Origin of the sequence: Chitinophaga sp. (assembly GCF_039596455.1) — a bacterium.
In the GTDB taxonomy this organism is placed as follows: Bacteria; Bacteroidota; Bacteroidia; order Chitinophagales; family Chitinophagaceae; genus Chitinophaga.
Genome location: NZ_JBCNJR010000006.1, coordinates 122,738 through 140,545 on the forward strand (window position 1 = coordinate 122,738; position 17,808 = coordinate 140,545).

13 protein-coding genes are annotated in these 17,808 nt (G+C 54.5%); 12 read left to right on the forward strand and 1 reads right to left on the reverse strand.

What is annotated here, in order from left to right:
* Positions 1-1,140, reverse strand: a complete 1,140-nt coding sequence (locus ABDW36_RS18375; protein ID WP_343703390.1) for a glycosyltransferase — start codon at positions 1,138-1,140, stop codon at positions 1-3.
* A gap of 115 nt (positions 1,141-1,255) precedes the next feature.
* Between ABDW36_RS18375 and tgt the strand changes: the two genes are divergently transcribed.
* From tgt to hpt, 12 genes are all read left to right on the forward strand, one after another.
* Entirely contained in the window at positions 1,256-2,383 is a 1,128-nt protein-coding gene (gene tgt, locus ABDW36_RS18380; RefSeq protein ID WP_343703391.1) for a tRNA guanosine(34) transglycosylase Tgt, read from the forward strand.
* A 65-nt stretch (positions 2,384-2,448) separates the two neighbouring features.
* Positions 2,449-3,528, forward strand: a complete 1,080-nt coding sequence (locus tag ABDW36_RS18385; RefSeq protein WP_343703392.1) for an LptF/LptG family permease — start codon at positions 2,449-2,451, stop codon at positions 3,526-3,528.
* Positions 3,529-3,651: 123 nt separating this feature from the next.
* Entirely contained in the window at positions 3,652-4,977 is a 1,326-nt protein-coding gene (locus tag ABDW36_RS18390) for a citrate (Si)-synthase, eukaryotic (RefSeq protein WP_343703393.1), read from the forward strand.
* A 100-nt stretch (positions 4,978-5,077) separates the two neighbouring features.
* On the forward strand, positions 5,078-7,189 hold the full coding sequence (gene recG, locus ABDW36_RS18395) for an ATP-dependent DNA helicase RecG (protein WP_343703394.1): 2,112 nt from the start codon (positions 5,078-5,080) through the stop codon (positions 7,187-7,189).
* 246 nt (positions 7,190-7,435) lie between these two features.
* Positions 7,436-11,020: a PKD domain-containing protein gene (locus ABDW36_RS18400; protein WP_343703395.1), complete on the forward strand. Its 3,585-nt coding sequence runs from the start codon at positions 7,436-7,438 to the stop codon at positions 11,018-11,020.
* A 12-nt stretch (positions 11,021-11,032) separates the two neighbouring features.
* A complete protein-coding gene (locus ABDW36_RS18405; RefSeq protein ID WP_343703396.1) occupies positions 11,033-12,052 on the forward strand; it encodes a PorP/SprF family type IX secretion system membrane protein in 1,020 nt (339 codons plus the stop codon).
* 78 nt (positions 12,053-12,130) lie between these two features.
* Complete coding sequence (locus tag ABDW36_RS18410) at positions 12,131-12,724, forward strand: hypothetical protein (protein ID WP_343703397.1); 594 nt, start codon at positions 12,131-12,133, stop codon at positions 12,722-12,724.
* Positions 12,725-12,748: 24 nt separating this feature from the next.
* Positions 12,749-14,221, forward strand: coding sequence for a sodium:solute symporter (locus ABDW36_RS18415; RefSeq protein ID WP_343703398.1), 1,473 nt, complete (start codon positions 12,749-12,751; stop codon positions 14,219-14,221).
* A 21-nt stretch (positions 14,222-14,242) separates the two neighbouring features.
* Positions 14,243-14,941, forward strand: a complete 699-nt coding sequence (locus tag ABDW36_RS18420) for a TIGR00730 family Rossman fold protein (protein ID WP_343703399.1) — start codon at positions 14,243-14,245, stop codon at positions 14,939-14,941.
* A gap of 131 nt (positions 14,942-15,072) precedes the next feature.
* Complete coding sequence (locus tag ABDW36_RS18425; protein WP_343703400.1) at positions 15,073-15,714, forward strand: O-methyltransferase; 642 nt, start codon at positions 15,073-15,075, stop codon at positions 15,712-15,714.
* Between the two features lie 23 nt (positions 15,715-15,737).
* Positions 15,738-17,198, forward strand: coding sequence for a glucosaminidase domain-containing protein (locus ABDW36_RS18430; RefSeq protein ID WP_343703401.1), 1,461 nt, complete (start codon positions 15,738-15,740; stop codon positions 17,196-17,198).
* 10 nt (positions 17,199-17,208) lie between these two features.
* The gene (hpt, locus tag ABDW36_RS18435) at positions 17,209-17,742 is read left to right on the forward strand and encodes a hypoxanthine phosphoribosyltransferase (RefSeq protein ID WP_343703402.1); all 534 of its coding nucleotides are present in this window, start codon (positions 17,209-17,211) and stop codon (positions 17,740-17,742) included.
* Positions 17,743-17,808: the final 66 nt, after the last annotated feature.

Sequence of the window (17,808 nt, forward strand, 5' to 3'; positions counted from 1 at the left end):
CTATTTCCACTTGCTTCTTCCTTTTTTGAAGAATAATGCGGGCGTGAAGATAACATAATAAAGGAACATGAGAATGTCCATCAGCCAGCTGTACCAGAAAAGGTCTTTCTCGTCCAGCTTCCTGAGGGCCAGCCAGGTGATGATGGACTGCACCAGTATTTTACCGCCCAGGATGTACAGGGTGATGTACAGCATGGGCGTATAGAACAGGGCCGCAACAAGGGCCGGGTAGAAAAGGAAGTGGGAGAGGGAAAACAGGCCCAGCAGCACCTTGTGGCCGAAGCGGTAGTGTTTGCCGGTAGACATGTGCCTGGTTTTCTGCTTGAACCAGTATTTCCATTTCGTTTTAGGCTCCGAATAGGCAAAGGCGTGTTTGTTGATGACCACGGCCGTGTTACGCCCGTTGGCCGCGCGGTTGATGAACAGGTCGTCATCTCCGGAGGCCAGGTGCTGATGCGCGGTAAAACCCTTGTGCCGGAAAAAAAGCTCTTTTTTATAGGCCAGGTTACGGCCTACGCCCATGTAAGGAATGCCGGCCAGGGCATAACCAAGGTATTGCAGGGCGCTGAAATACGTCTCGTACCGCACTACTTTATTGAGGAAGCCCGGTTTTTTGTAATAAGGCCCGTAGCCCAGCACAACCTCCTTGCCGCCTTCAAAGCCCTGCGCCATCATAGACAGCCAGTAGGTGCTGGCCGGCTTGCAGTCTGCATCCGTAAGCACCAGCGTATCATACTTGGCGCCCTTGATGCCGATGGAGAGCGGGTATTTTTTGCCGGGAATGAACTGGGCGGATTGTTTGATCTCAATATGGCGGTAATGCGGGTAGCCGTTTTCTATAGACGCCAGGTAGTACTTGGAATCATCTTCCGAATTATCGTTCACCACTATTACCTCATACGCAGGCTGCTGGTGTACATGGTACCGTTGCTGCAGCACGGTAGGCAGGTTTTTGGGCAGGCTCCTTTCTTCATTCTTGGCGCAGATCACTACAGAAAGGTCTTCCTGCGGGGGAAAGTCTTCATCAAACTGCCGTTTGTAAAAGGCCACCCTTGAAAAAAAGATCAGGTAATACAAAGCCTGCACGCCAGCCGCAGCGGCAAAACAGTAAAAGACGATAATCCCCAGATTGTCCGACATAGGGGGCAAAAATATATGTTTTTATTTACCTATGTAAGCATGTGGAAAAAATAATGATCCAACGGGCGGATGGTCAATATTCAATACCTTTGCGTCCTGAAAAAACACAGCGGTTTTGCAATTCGATCTAATTACCACAGACGGTTCGGGCGCCAGGGCCGGCCTGATTACAACAGACCATGGCAGCATAGAAACGCCCATTTTTATGCCGGTGGGCACCGTGGGCTCCGTGAAGGCCGTTACCCAGGAGCAGCTGCGGCAGGATGTGAACGCCCAGATCATACTGGGCAACACCTATCACCTGTACCTGCGGCCGGGCATGGAGGTGCTGCGCCAGGCCGGGGGGCTGCATCAATTCAACGGCTGGGAGCGCCCCATCCTGACAGACAGCGGGGGCTACCAGGTGTTTTCCCTGGCCGCCAACCGCAAGATCAAGGAGGAGGGCGTAGTGTTCCAGAGCCATATAGACGGCAGCCGCCACCTGTTTACCCCTGAGAACGTGATGGACATACAGCGCGGCATCGGGGCGGATATTATCATGGCCTTTGACGAGTGCCCGCCTTACCCCAGCGAGTACCGCTACGCCAAACGCAGCATGGAGCTGACGCACCGCTGGCTTGACCGCTGCATACAGCGGCTGGGTGAAACCGCCCCTGAATACGGGCATGAACAAACGTTGTTCCCTATAGTACAGGGCAGCACCTATAAAGACCTGCGCAAGGCCTCCGCTGAGGCCATTGCCTCCCGCAATTGCGCCGGCAACGCCATTGGCGGCCTCAGCGTAGGGGAGCCGGAAGCGGAGATGTATGAAATGTGCGGCCTGGTAACGGAAATACTGCCCAAAGAAAAGCCCCGATACCTCATGGGCGTGGGCACCCCCTGGAACATCCTGAACAATATTGAGCTGGGCATAGATATGTTCGACTGCGTGATGCCCACCCGCAACGGGCGCAACGGCATGCTCTTTACCTGGCAGGGCGTGGTGAACATCCGGAACAAAAAATGGGCAACCGATTTTTCGCCGATAGATCCGGAAACGCCCTGCGCCGCCAGCCAGCAATATTCCCGCGCTTACCTCCGCCACCTGTTCGTGGCCGGGGAATTCCTGGCCATGACGCTGGCCAGCGTTCATAACCTCTGTTTTTACCTGGAGCTGGTCAAAACAGCAAGGGTACAGATTTTGCAGGGTACCTTCGGCGCGTGGAAAAAAGAGGTGCTGCCAAGGCTGCAAACCCGCCTGTAATAACATTGTTTAATTTGCATATGTATTGCTAGCTTTGGAACTTTAAAGCCCTGCCGCCAAATTATATGAAGAAAATAGACTGGTATATATTACGCAAGTTCATCGGTACCTTCATTTATTCCCTGATGATATTACTGGTGATCTCTGTTGTGATAGACATCACGGAAAAAGTGGACGATTTCATGAACCACAATCTTTCCCTGGGGTTTGTGTTCATGAACTATTACATCGGCTTCATCCCTCACATTGCCGCCCTGCTTTTTCCCCTCTTCATCTTCATCTCCGTTATCTTTTTCACCTCCAAGATGGCGTACAGAACGGAAATCATCGCCATTCTCAGCTCAGGGGTAAGCTTCCGGCGCTTTCTGCGGCCATACTGGGTAGGGGCCTTCCTCTTTGCCAGTATTCTCTGGGCCGCCAACCGCTGGGTGGTGCCCAATGCCAACCGCATCCGCACTTCTTTCGAAAATAAATATGTAAGCGCCCCCAAGGAACAGCTGGCGCTGAGAAATAAAACCCTGCGGGTAGACAGTACCACCTATATCACCTTCGGGTATTATGACCCCAACTACAAAAACGGTTCAGACTTTACCATGAAGCGCATCAAAGGCCAGCAGGTGGTGTACAACATGCGCGCCGAAAGGGTGAGCTGGGACTCCGTAGGCCGCAAGTGGAAACTGGAGTTTGCCAGCGAGCGTACGGTGAACGGGCTGAAGGAAACGCTCAGCACCCACCAGGATACTTCCCTGAAAATACCCCTGCACCCGGCGGAGCTGATAGAAGAAAAAAACAAGCAGGAAACCATGACCACCCCTGACCTGACGGCGTTCCTGGAAAGAGAGGAGCTGCGGGGCGCGGAAGGGCTGAACGTGTATTACGTGGAGAAATACCGCCGTACCTCCGCGGCCGTGGCGGTGATAATACTGGTGCTGATCGGCGCCATTATTTCCAGCAAGAAGGTGAGGGGCGGCAGCGGCCTGCACCTGGCCCTGGGTATCGTGATCAGCGCGGTCTACATCCTCTTTATGCAATTCTCAACCGTATTTGCCACCAAAGCCAATCTTGACCCCCTGCTGGCGGCCTGGATACCCAATTTTGTATTTGCCGGCCTGGCGTTTTACCTCTACTTCCGCGCACCCAAATAAGGGTTTACAGTAATATGTGGAAATAATACATTAAATCTGCGTTTTCGCTTAGTCTTTTTGCGATTAATCGTTACTTTTGTTCATTGATCGAATTCGTTAATTTTTCTAAATCATTGCGGGAAAATGAGTTATATAAAAGAGAAATTCAAGGCTAAGGCAGATGAGCTGAGCGCGGAAGTAAAGGACCTGCTCAAAAATCATGGCACAAAGAAAGTAGACGATGTTACCGTTGCCCAGGTATACCAGGGCATGCGCGGCATTACCGGGCTGGTTACAGAAACCTCCCTGCTGGATGCAAATGAGGGTATCCGTTTCAGGGGTTATTCCATCCCTGAACTGCGGGAGCATCTTCCCAAGGCGCCGGGTGGCGTTGAACCGCTGCCGGAAGGGTTGTTTTACCTGATGCTGATCGGTGAGCTGCCAACAGAGGCGGATGTGCAGAACCTGAGCAGCGTGCTGGGCCGCCGCTCCCACGTGCCCAACCACGTGTTTGACGCCATTGAGGCCCTGCCTATCTCTACTCACCCCATGACAATGTTTAGCGTGGCCGTAACCGCCCTGCAAACCGAATCCGTATTTGCCAAGGCATATGCGGACGGGATGAATAAAAAAGACTACTGGAGCTATATGTATGAGGACACGCTGAACCTCATTGCTCGCCTGCCCCGCGTAGCCGCTTACATCTACCGCCGCAAGTACAAGAACGGCCAGCATATTCAGCCTGACGGCATGCTGGACTGGGCGGCCAACTTTGCGCACATGCTGGGTTACAGCGACGAAGGTTTTAAAGAGCTGATGCGCCTCTACATGGTGATACATGCAGACCATGAAGGCGGTAACGTAAGCGCCCACACTACCCACCTGGTAGGTTCCGCGCTGAGTGATGCCTACCTGTCTTTCGCCGCCGGCATGAACGGTCTGGCGGGCCCGCTGCACGGCCTGGCCAACCAGGAAGTGATCAAATGGATATTGAACATGCGTGAAGAGCTCGGAGGCGGCATGCCCACCAAAGAGCAGATCGAAGCATATGTGAAAAAGACCCTCTCTGAAGGTAAAGTGGTACCCGGCTACGGCCACGCCGTACTGCGTAAAACAGACCCGCGTTTCACCGCGCAGATGGAGTTTGCCAAAAAACATCTGCCTGAAGACGAGCTGGTGCGCATTGTATGGATGGTGTATGATACCGTGCCCGGCATCCTGCAGGACCTTGGCAAGGTAAAGAACCCCTGGCCCAACGTAGATGCCCACTCCGGCGCGCTGCTGCTGCACTACGGCTTTGTAGAGTACGAGTTCTACACCGTGCTGTTCGGTGTTTCACGCGCGCTGGGCGTACTGGCTTCCCTCTGCTGGGACCGCGCCCTCGGCCTCTCCCTGGAACGCCCCAAGTCAGTTACATCAGAATGGATGAAACTGTTTGTGGAAGGCAAGGTAGAAGCCATCGCAGAATAGAACGTTATATCACCAAACATATCAAAGGCAAATGGCTCCGGCTGTTTGCCTTTTCTTATGAAATTCCCGTACTTCGTGAACTGAATAATTTACGGCGCAGTTGAACCTTGTTTCTTCCATATTATCCAACCCGATAGAATACCTGAAAGGCGTGGGGCCGCAGCGGGGAGAGCTGTTGCGCAAGGAGCTGGACCTGCATTCCTTCCGCGACCTGCTGGAGTATTACCCCTTCCGGTACGTAGACCGTACCAGGGTAGACAAGATACGCCACCTCAGCGGCATGGAAGACTATGTGCAGATACGCGGCCGCATTATTCATATGGAAGTGGTGGGCGAGAAGCGCAGCAAACGCCTGGTGGCCACCCTGCAGGACGAAACAGGGAAAATAGACCTGGTATGGTTCCAGGGCTGGCAGTGGATGCAGAAGTCGCTCCGCGAAAACACCGGTTACCTGGTATTCGGCCGGCTGTCTCAGTTCAACGGCATTCTGCAGATGGCCCACCCTGAAATGGACCTGCTCACGGAAGAAACGGCCACCGGCCGCCAGCACCTGGAGCCGGTATATTATACTACAGAAAAGCTGAAGGCGCGCGGCCTGACGGCCAAGGCTATCGGAAAACTGACGCGCAACCTGCTGGAGCAGCTCAACCTGGCGGAGATATGGGAAAACATTCCCGCGCCCGTGCTGACGCAGTTCCGCCTCATGCCGCGCGGGCAGGCCTTTTTCAAGATACATTTGCCCGCTACGGAAGAAGAGGCCAAACAGGCGCAGCGCCGTCTCAAGTTTGAGGAGCTTTTCCTGGCGCAGATACGCATCTGCCGCCTGAAGATCCGCCGCCATAAGGCCAGCCACGGTTTTGTGTTCAACGCCGTGGGAGAAGTGTTCAATACCTTCTACAATCATCACCTGCCTTTCCCCTTAACCGGCGCGCAAAAACGAGTGCTGAAGGAGATACGGAAAGATACCACCACCGGCCGCCAGATGAACCGGCTGCTGCAGGGAGACGTGGGCAGCGGTAAAACCATGGTGGCCTTGCTTACCCTGCTGATGGCGCTGGACAATGGTTTCCAGGGCTGCCTGATGGCGCCCACTGAAATACTGGCGCAGCAGCACTTCAAGGGCATTTCTGAACTGTTGAAAAATATGCCGGTAAAAGTGGCCCTGCTCACCGGCAACGTAAAAGGCAAGGCACGCAAAGAGATACTAACGGGCACGGCTGATGGCAGCATTCACATCCTGATAGGCACGCACGCCCTGCTGGAAAAAGAAGTGCAGTTCCACCACCTGGGCATGGCCATTGTGGATGAGCAGCACCGCTTCGGCGTGGCGCAACGGGCCCGGCTATGGGAAAAGAACAACACGCCGCCCCACATACTGGTGATGACGGCCACCCCCATTCCCCGTACGCTGGCCATGACGGTGTACGGAGACCTCGACGTGTCTGTAATAGACGAAATGCCGCCGGGCCGCAAGCCTATTACCACTGTACACCGTACAGAGTACCAGCGCCCGCAGGTGATGGACTTTATTAAGGAAGAAATACGCAAAGGCCGCCAGGCCTACATTGTATACCCGCTCATTGAAGAGTCTGCCAACATGGACTATGAGAACCTCACCAAAGGTTATGAAGAGGTGAAAGCCTTTTTCCCGGAGCCCAAATACTGGATCAGCATGGTGCACGGCCGCCAGCCGGTAGAGCAGCGGGAAACCAATATGCAGCGCTTCGTAACCGGAGATACGCAGATCATGGTGGCCACCACGGTAATAGAAGTAGGGGTGAACGTGCCCAACGCCTCGGTGATGGTGATAGAAAGCACGGAGCGCTTCGGCCTTTCGCAGCTGCACCAGCTCCGCGGCCGGGTGGGCCGGGGGGCGGAGCAAAGCTATTGCATCCTTATGACGGGCAACAAGATCGGGAAAGACTCGCAGGAGAGGGTGAAAGTAATGGTACAGACCAATAACGGCTTTGTGATCTCCGAAAAAGACATGGAGCTGCGGGGCCCCGGAGATATTGAAGGTACCCGCCAGAGCGGCCTGCTTGACCTCAAGCTGGCTGACATTGTGCAGGACCGCGCCATGCTGCAGGCCGCCCGGGACAGCGCCGAAAACATCCTGGAAGCAGACCCCGACCTTGAACTTCCTGAAAATAAACCGCTTCACGATTATTTGGCCACTCAACGGTCAAAATCCGCATGGAGTAAAATATCCTGACCGGTTTTACGTTGATGTTTTTGGAATGACTGGCAGGGGTGGTTGATCCTGAACCTGTTGCTTGCCTAATACCTTCGTGGACCGCCTCCTGCCAGTCGCCAACCAAGCCGCACCCCCGTAACAAATTGACACGCGAAACCGTTAAATAGAGTATATTAGTTTACTGGGACAATCTTAAAAATCAGAACCGTTTTGAAATCTACACGCCCTGTCAGTCTTTCTAGCGCATTGCAAGTATGGATAATAATGCTCTTCAGCTTGCCTGTGGCCGCACAGGAGGCTGCCGGCAACTATTCTCCGCTGGAATATGTGGAAAATAAAGGGCAATGGGCCGGCGATTTTCAGTACAGGGCCGCTTTGGGTACGGCCAACATTTACCTGAAAAAGAACGGCTTCCGTTTCCTGCTGCTGAGCAAGGAAGATATGCAGAGAATGGAGGTTTTCCGCCATGGCCACTCCCATATTACGGATACCGTATATAACCCTGACCCCAACAAGCCGCTCCCGCCCCGGCCAGGCCAGCCCGGTACAGGGCCGGAACCGGAAAAAGTGCGCGGCCATGCCTATGACCTGGAGTTCCTGAATGCGCGGCCCAACCCGGTAATGACGGCCTCCAAGCCCACGCAGGACAATATTTCATACTTCATCGGCAACGACCCCTCCAAATGGAAGGCCGGCATTGGCGCCTATACGAACGTACTGTACACAGGCCTTTACAATAATGTAGACATGCAGGTGTACTCCGAAAGCGGGCAAATGAAGTACGATCTGATCGTTCTCCCCGGCGGAGACCCTTCGCAGATCAGGTTTCAATATAAGGGCGCTACCGGCGTGAAGCTGGAAAAAGGCAACCTCCGCATACAAACGTCTGTAGGCGATGTGGTAGAGCTGATGCCTTTTGCCTACCAGTATATCAACAATGAAAGGAAAGAAGTAACCGTACGGTACCAGCTAACCGGCAATACCGTGTCTTTCAAGGTATCAGGGAAGTATGACAGCCAATTCCCGCTGGTAATAGACCCTACGGTGGTTTTTGCCACGCTCTCCGGTTCCAGGGCGGATAACTGGGGTTTTACCGCTACCTACGATGCCGAAGGTAATTTTTACGGTGGCGGCATAGCCTTTGATGCCGGTTACCCTACTTCCGCCGGCGTGTATGACCAGACGTTCAACGGCGGGGAGTATGATATGGCCATTACCAAGTTCAATCCCTCCGGCACCCGCATCATTTATTCCACCTACATCGGCGGGGCGGGAGAAGAACAGCCGCATAGCCTTTTTGTAGACGCGCAGGGCAACCTGGTGATCTCCGGCAGAACAAACTCCGGCAATTTCCCGGTCCTTAAAACGGAGGGCCCCGGCGGCGGGTACGATATTACCATTACCAAGCTTAATGCCACCGGCACCGCCCTTATCGGTTCCATGCGCATCGGCGGCACGGCCAACGATGCCTGTAATATGAGAAGCCAGAAAGGAGGGGGAATAGACCAGCTGCTCCGCAATTATGGGGATGACGCCCGCAGTGAAGTGGTGATAGACGGCGCCGGCAATATTTATGTAGCCAGCTCCACCCAGTCTTCCAACTTCCCCGTTACCGCCGGTGCGTTCCAGACCACCTATGGCGGCGGGCGGCAGGATGCCGTGGTGATGAAGATCAGCCCCAACGTTGACAACCTGATATGGGCCAGCTTCCTGGGCGGTTCAGATGCGGACGCGGCCTATGTGCTGGCCGTTAACGGCGGCAACAGCGTGTACGTGGCCGGCGGTACGGCAAGCCCGAACTTCCGCACCACACCGGGAGTAGTGTACCCCGGCTACCGGGGCGGCGCGTGTGACGGCTATATCACGCATATTTCAACAGACGGCTCCTCTATCCTGCAATCTACCTTTATCGGCTCTGACAATGCCCGGGCAGACCAGGTATATGGCATTCAGCTGGACAGGAACGGGGATGTATATGTAATGGGTACCACCGAAGGTACCTGGCCCATTATGCAACCCGCCGGTACCGCTACTTTTTATAACGACAATTCCAAGCAGTTCATTACCAAGCTGCGGCCAGACCTCACCGGCTTCATCTATTCCACCACCTTCGGCAAGTCTGCCTCACAGCCCAGCATCTCCCCCGTGGCCTTCCTGGTAGACCGCTGCCAGAACGTATACGTATCCGGCTGGGGCGGGGTGCTGAACCAGGGTTTCAGCAGCTCCGGCACCAACGGCCTGCGCGTAACGCCTGACGCCCGCAAAGGCACGTCAGACGGAAGCGATTTCTACTTTTTTGTGATGAAGCGGGATGCCCTTGACATTTTGTACGGCACCTTCTACGGCGGCAACGGCCTGGCGGAGCACGTAGACGGCGGCACCAGCCGCTTTGACCAGAACGGGGTGATCTATCAGGCCATCTGCGCAGCCTGTCCCAACCCGGAACAACCGCGGCTGCGTTTCCCTACCACGCCCGGTGCTTACAACAGCGGCATTCCCCGCGGCTGCAACCTGGGCTCGCTTAAAATAGCTTTTAACCTTGACGGGGTGCGGGCAGCGTTTACCACGCTGGAAAGAAAACGCAACTACTGCCGCCCGGCAGATATCACTTTTATAGATACCACCAATGTGCCCGCGCAAAGCTGGCGCTGGGATTTCGGGGACGGCTCGCCGGAAGTGACCACCACAGTGCCTACGGTAGACCATTCTTTCCCTAACATTGGCGATTATAACGTGCGCCTGATCAAATACGACCCCGCCAGCTGCAACCTGTCAGATACGGCTATTGTGCCCATCAGGGTGCGGGATGACAGGGCTACGGTAGATTATTCCTACCAGCGCCTGACCCCCTGTGAAGACCTGGCCTACGAGTTTGACAACCTGTCTGCTGCGCCGGCAGGAAAACCCTTCACCGCACAGTCTTTTGTATGGAACTTCGGGGACGGCACGCCTCCTGATACTACGGATGACCAAACCATGCGGCACCAGTTCCAGAATGAAGGTATTTTCAACGTAACGCTCACGCTGATAGACACCAACTACTGTAACGCGCCGGAAACGATCACGCGGCAAATTCGTGTAGCCGAAAACGTGGTAGCTTCCTTTGCACTGCCGGATAGCGCCTGCGCACCGTTTACCGCTCATATAGACAATACCTCCCGCGGAGGAACATCCTTCCTGTGGACGTTCGGGGACGACGGGTCTACCTCCACGGATATATACCCCGTGCATACCTTCACGCAGCCTGGCACCCACACGGTTACCCTGCATGCGGAAGACCCCACTACCTGCAACCTCCGGCATGATACCACCATGCAGATAGTGATACTGCCGCCGCCGGTGGCCGCCTTCTCCTTCCAGCCCAACAAGCCGGTAGAGAACACGCCCACTACGTTCACCAATGAATCTACGGGCGCATCTTCCTACTGGTGGGATTTTGGGGACGGCAACACCTCTACCGAAGTGAACCCCACTTACCAGTATTTCAAAACAGGAACGTACCAGGTATGCCTGATAGCTACCACGCCCTTCGGCTGCCAGGATACGGTGTGCCATGAGGTAAGCGCCATTGTGAACCCGTTGTATGACGTGCCCACGGCCTTCTCTCCGAACGGGGACGGTATCAATGATAAATGGGAGATCAAAGGGTTTGGTATAGTGAAATACGATATGAAAGTTTTCAACCGCTGGGGGCAGCTCATGTTCCAGTCTAATGACCAGAAGCTGGGATGGGACGGGCGTTTCAACGGCACCGTGCAACCCATGGACGCTTACGCCTTTGTGCTCAATATAGAGTTCTCTGACGGTAACCGGGTGTCGAAAACGGGGAATGTAACATTGTTAAGATAGCAATTGAGGGTTATGAGAAAAACATTGAAACACATCACCATTTTTTGTTGCTTGGCCGCCGCTTTGCCGGCAGCCGGGCAAGACCTGCATTTTTCGCAGTTCTTTAACTCGCCCCTGTCTACCAACCCCGCCAATACCGGCTTCATACCAGACGGCAACTACCGCATCGGCATCAACTACCGCAACCAGTGGGCCTCTATTCCCGTGCCGTATAAAACCATGTCTGCCTTCGGAGACTTCCAGCTGTTCCGCGAGCGGCTTACCTACGGCTGGGTAGGGCTGGGCGGCATGGTGCTGCGGGACGTAGCGGGCAGCGGCAACCTCACCTCCACCAAAGCCTACGGCTCCATAGCCTATCACCAGCTGCTGGGCCAGAGCAGCCTGCTTTCCGCCGGCTTCAACGTGGGGTATGCAGATAAAAGGGTTGACCTGAACAAACTTACCTTCGGCACCCAGTGGAACGGGCAGTTCTTCGACTCCCAGATGTTCTCCGGGGAGCCCATCACCCAGGGCTCCATCGGCTACTTTGACATGCAGGTAGGCTTGAACTACGCTTATTTTCCGACAGAAGAAATATATATCAACGGCGGTTTTTCCGTACACCATGTGAATGAACCGCGGGAAACCTTCTACGCCGGCAATAACCAGATAGCGCGCCGCTACATCGGTTTCCTCAACGCCAGCCTTAAAGTGTCTGACAACGTGATACTGAACCCCGGCGCCTATTATGCCCGGCAGGCCACGGCCAGCGAAACCATGGTGGGCGCTTACGCTGCGTACAACCTGGCAGACCACGGGGCAAAGCAGGTGTTTGGCGGCGCCTACTACCGGTTGAGCGATGCGTTCGCCTTCCTGGTAGGGTACCAGATGAACAATTTCAGGCTGATGTTCAACTATGATGTAACATCCAGCGCGCTGTCAGTAGCTAACAGCCGGCAGGGCGCCTACGAGCTGAGCCTGATCTATGTTGGCCTGTACCCGAACCGCAGCTTCTCCAATGCCCGGCGGCATACGCTCTGCCCGTCTTTCTAGCGTTTAAAGAAACGTTAATATAGGCGGCAGATCAGCAAAAAACAGATAATTTAGCGCCTGTACCCATTTAATATGCACATGAAACGTATAGTCCTTGCAGTTATATTCCTGGCCCTTGGCCAGGCAGTATTTGCCCAGTCTCGCGAAGAAGAAGAGGAACCTCCGCGCCAGGAAGAGCCGCAGAAAGGGTTCAACCCCCGCAACGTGATGGTGGGCGGCGCGCTGGGTATGGCTTTTGGAGACTATACCTTCGTGAACGTATCTCCCATGATAGGGTACCGCTTTTCCCGGCTGTTTGCCGCAGGCGTTAACATCAATGCCCAATATTCCAGCGGGAAGAGTTACGGCTATGACAATGTGGTGCTGTCAAGGAACAAGTACACCATGTTCGGCGGCGGCCTCTGGGGCCGGTTCTACCCCCTGGACATGATCTTTATTCATGCCCAGCCTGAATACAATTACATCTCCGCAAAAATCACCGAATACGAGCCGCGGCGGGAATATAAAGACCGTTACGGCGCGCCCAGCCTGCTGCTGGGAGGCGGTTATGCCCAACCCGTAGGCGGCAACTCCGCCATTACCATCATGGTCCTGTATGACGTGCTGCAGGACAAAAATACGCCTTACCTCAACCGCCCCATTATTTCCGGCGGCGTCAACATCGGGTTGTAATTTGCGGGCCATAAAATCTACAGCATGTTGCCGGGCGTATTTGTATTGTTCATGGCCAGCTATTTTCTGCTGCTGCTGCTCATTTCCTGGTTTACCGGCCGCAAGGCAGACACACAGGCCTATTTTATCGGCAACCGCAACTCCGTCTGGTATGTGGTGGCCATCGGCATGATCAGTGATTCCCTCTCCGGCGTTACCTACATTTCCGTGCCCGGCAAAGTGCAAACCGCGTCTTTCTCCTATCTGCAAACGGTGCTGGGGTACGTGCTGGGATATGTGGTAATAGCCGCCGTGCTGCTGCCGCTTTATTACAACCGCAACCTTACCTCTATCTATACTTACCTGCGTCAGCGCTTCGGCCCCGTCAGCCAGAAAACGGGCGCCATCTTTTTTATCCTCTCCCGGCTCACCGGCTCCGCCGCCAGGCTGTTCGTGATTGCAGGCGTGCTGCAGCTGTTCGTGTTTGATCATTATAACATTCCTTTTGCCGTTTCAGTGGCTATCATGATAGCTTTAATGCTGGTGTACACCTACCGCGGCGGCATTAAAACGCTGGTGTGGACAGACGCGCTGCAAAGCGCGCTGCAGGTGCTGGCCCTTGTGCTCACCGTGGCGGTGATAGGCAGCAGCCTGCACTGGGGCCCGGCAGAAATGGTATCGCGCGTGGTGAACAGTGAAAAGAGCGCCACGTTTTTCTGGGACTGGCGGGCCGTCAACTTTTTCCCGAAAGACTTTTTCGGCGGTATGATGATTGCCGTTACCATGACGGGGCTTGATCAGAACATGATGCAGAAAAACCTGAGCTGCCGCTCTTTGGGAGAGGCCAAAAAGAATATCTATACGTTCAGCATCCTGCAGCTGCTGGCCCATGTGCTGCTGCTGGGCCTCGGTATTCTGATGTATGAATACATGAAGGCATACGGTATACAGGCGCCCGTAAACGCGGCGGGCGCACCGGTTACAGACCAGGTATTCCCCCTGCTGGCGCTTCATCACCTGGGCGCCTTTGCCGCGGTGGTATTCCTGATGGGGCTTACGGCCTCCACTTTTTCCAGCGCAGACAGTGTGCTCACCACCCTTACCACATCGTTTTACATAGACATACTGGGCTACTCCACTGAAGGTATGAACAGTGCCCGCAGGCGGTTGAAGAACGGCATTCACATTGGCTGCGGTATGCTGCTGCTGCTCACCATCCTGCTGTTCAAGGCCTTTAATGAAAGCGCCCTTATTGACACCCTGCTGTTCCTGGCCGCGCTCACCTATGGCCCTATGCTGGGCCTGTTTGCCTTCGGCATTTTCAACCGCCGGGCCATTATAGACAAAGGCGCTATTGTGGTATGCCTGCTGGCCCCTGTGCTCTGTTTTTTCCTGAAACAGCATTCGGCCGCCTGGCTCAACGGGTATAAATTCGGGCATGAATTATTGATAGTAAACGGTGTGTTTACGTATATTGGGCTATGGTTACTCTCGCTCCGGCGCGGTAACCCCGCTTAATCATTTAAAACAGAAGAGGAGATGAACGATTCATTAAAGAACCTGAATAATCGCGACTGGACGGAAACCAAAGCGCATTCCAGTTGGCAGATCTTTAAAATTATGGCGGAATTTGTGGATGGTTTTGAAGCCCTGGCAAAAATCGGTCCCTGTATCTCGATTTTCGGCTCCGCCCGTACCCGGGAGGGCAACCCGTATTACGACCTGGCCTGTGAAATAGCGGAGCGGCTGGCGGAAGACGGCTTCGGCATCATTTCAGGCGGCGGCCCCGGCATTATGGAAGCTGCCAATAAAGGCGCGCAGAAGGCCAAAGGTAAAAGCGTGGGCCTCAATATTACCCTGCCGCATGAACAGTTTGCCAACCCTTTTATAGACTACGATAAAAACCTCAACTTCGACTACTTCTTCGTTCGCAAGGTGATGTTCGCCAAATACTCCCAGGGCTTTGTGATGATGCCCGGCGGCTTCGGCACCATGGACGAGTTCTTTGAAGTGGCCACCCTCATACAGACCAAAAAAATGACGGAAACGCCGCTGGTGCTGGTAGGCACGCAGTACTGGTCAGGCCTGCTGGAATGGATAGACGCTGTGATGATGAAAAAGGAAAGCAATATTCACCCGGAAGACCTGAACCTGCTGAAAGTGTTTGATACCGCGGAAGAAGTGGTGGAATACTTCAGGGTGTTCTATACCACCAATAAATTGCGGCCTAATTTCTGAATGTTGGAAGCCGGCGGCAGTACGCTGTTCAGCCGCCGTTGTGTCACTCACTTCAGCGTCCGGCCATATGATGGGCATCTAAAGACGCCCCATTCCCCCGTTTTTCCTTAGGTTTGCAAAAAAAAAGGAGCATGGAGGTAATACCACCGGAGATACAGGCGTTTGCAGAGAAGTACACCACCCCGGAAACGGAGCTGTTGTACCGGCTGCACCGCGAAACCTATCTGAAGGTAGACCAGCCTCACATGCTCAGCGGCCATGTGCAGGGCCGGTTCCTTTCCATGGTGAGCCAGATGCTGCGGCCTGCCCGCATCCTGGAAATAGGCACGTACACCGGCTATTCCGCCATATGCCTGGCGCAGGGCCTGGCGGAAAACGGGCTGCTGCATACTATTGACGTGAATGAAGAGCTGGAAGAGATCAGTTCCCGGTACATCACGGAAGCCGGCCTGCGGCAAAAAATAGTGCAGCATACCGGCAAGGCCGCACAGATCATACCGCAGCTGGATGAAGTGTTTGACCTGGTGTTCATAGATGCGGACAAGGCAGGCTACGGCGCGTATTACGACCTGGTGTGGGAGAAGCTGCGGCCCGGTGGTTTCATACTGGCAGACAATGTGCTCTACCACGGAGAAGTGGTGCTGCCGGAAGCAGCGCAGAGCAACAATGCCAAAGCCATGGTGCGCTTCGTGGAGAAGGCCGTGGCAGACGGCCGCGCGGAAACCCTCCTGCTGAGCCTGCGGGATGGCGTGATGCTCATCAGGAAAAAATAAGACCCATTAAATTCAACATATTCATGCAAGTAAAGTCATACTGCCTGGCCATTTGTCTGGTGATATGCGGAGCACTTGGTGCAGCCGCGCAAACCATCAGCACTACCCAGTACATAGACAGTTACAAGAACATTGCCATGGAAGAGATGCGCCGCTCCGGCGTGCCCGCCGCCATCAAGCTGGCCCAGGGCATCCTGGAAACACAGTCCGGCAACGGCTGGCTGGTGCTCAATTCCAACAACCACTTCGGCATCAAGTGCAAAAACAACTGGGTAGGCCAAACCGTTAATTACGACGATGACGAGAAGCAGGAGTGCTTCCGCAAATATGCTTCCGCTACAGATTCCTGGAGAGACCATTCCGAATTTCTGCGCAACAACCCGCGGTATAAATTCCTGTTCGACCTCAACCCGGAAGACTACAAAGCCTGGGCCTACGGCCTCAAAACAGCCGGCTACGCCACCAGCAGGACCTATCCGCAGCAATTGATCCAGATCATAGAGCGTTATAACCTGCAGCAATACAACACGCTGGCCATGAGCAACGCGCCCATTCCCACCGGCCCCGTATTTGTGAAGGAAGAGGGCTACGCGCCCGAAGCGCCGCGTCAACAAACGCAGCAAACAGCGCCCGTGGCAACCGCCGCTCCCGCCAAACCAAAATATCCCCAGGGCTCCGTATTCAAGATCAACGGCCGCAAGGTGATCTTTGTGGAAGAAGGCACCGCCCTCATTCAGGTAGCCAACCAGCGCAACATCCGCCTCAGCAGCCTGCTGAAGTACAATGACCTGGAGCAGGACGTGCCGCTGCAAAAAGACATGCTCATCTACCTGCAGAGCAAAAGCAAGCGCGGCCAGAATGATTATCACATTGTGGCGCCCGGTGAATCCCTGCATGACATTGCGCAGGCGGAAGGCGTGCAGATGCGCTGGCTCCGGAAACGGAACAAGATGCAGGAAGGAGAACAGCCCGCCGCCGGTGAAAGAATTGCGCTGGACGGCTATGCTTCCGCAAAACCGAAGCTGGGCAGCAACACCGTGGTAAAAGAAGATACGCACAAAGACCTGCAGCCGCGCCAGATCATCAAAGATATCAGAGAGGAAATTGAAAAGGCCCGCAACCCCGGCGCTGAAACCGCGCAGGGGACGGCCGAAGCAGAGAACGCTGCACCCGTTGCCAGCCGCTATGAACAGCCGGCCCGTACCGCTCCGCCGGCCGCGCAGCAACCCACCGGCATTCCCCGCTCCATGGTGGATGACCTTAAAAAAGCAGGCGGCACGGTAACGCCCGCCGGCGGCCAGCCAGCAGGGGATAGGACCGGTAACGCAACACCTGCCGGCAACAAGTACCACACGGTAACGCAGAAAGAAACGCTGTACAGCATTTCCCGCCGCTACAACATTACCGTGGCGCAGCTGCAGCAATGGAACAACCTGGCAGATAACGGCATCAAAACAGGCCAGCAACTGATTGTTGGGAAATAACCGAAGGCTTATGAAGATACAAGTGCACGATAAAAAGTTCGTACCCTATATTACCGAGGCAAAGCTGCAGCAGCGTATTAAAGAGCTGGCGCAGCAGATCAGCCATGACCTGGAAGGCACGCGCCCCCTGTTCATAGCCATTCTCAACGGCTCCTTCATGTTTGCGGCGGATATTTTCAAACATCTCAGCATTGAAGCGGAGATATCCTTCATCAAACTGGCGTCTTATAAAGGCACCAAATCTACCGGCAACGTTATTACCGCCATTGGCCTGGAAGAAGACCTCTATGGCCGTACGGTGGTGATACTGGAAGATATTGTAGACACCGGCAAAACCCTCAGCCAGTTTTTGCCCCAGCTGCGCCACCAGCAGCCACAGAAACTGCTGGTGACCGCCCTGCTCCATAAACCGGAAGCTACCACGCATCCCATCGACATCGATTACCTGGGCTTCAGCGTGCCCAACAAGTTCCTGCTGGGGTACGGGCTTGATTATGACGGCCTGGGCCGCAACCTCCCGGAAATCTACCAGCTGGAGGAATAGGATTATTTTCTCCCGGATAATCAACTAATTAAATATTTCCTTAATTTTATGTGTCGTTGTATGTAA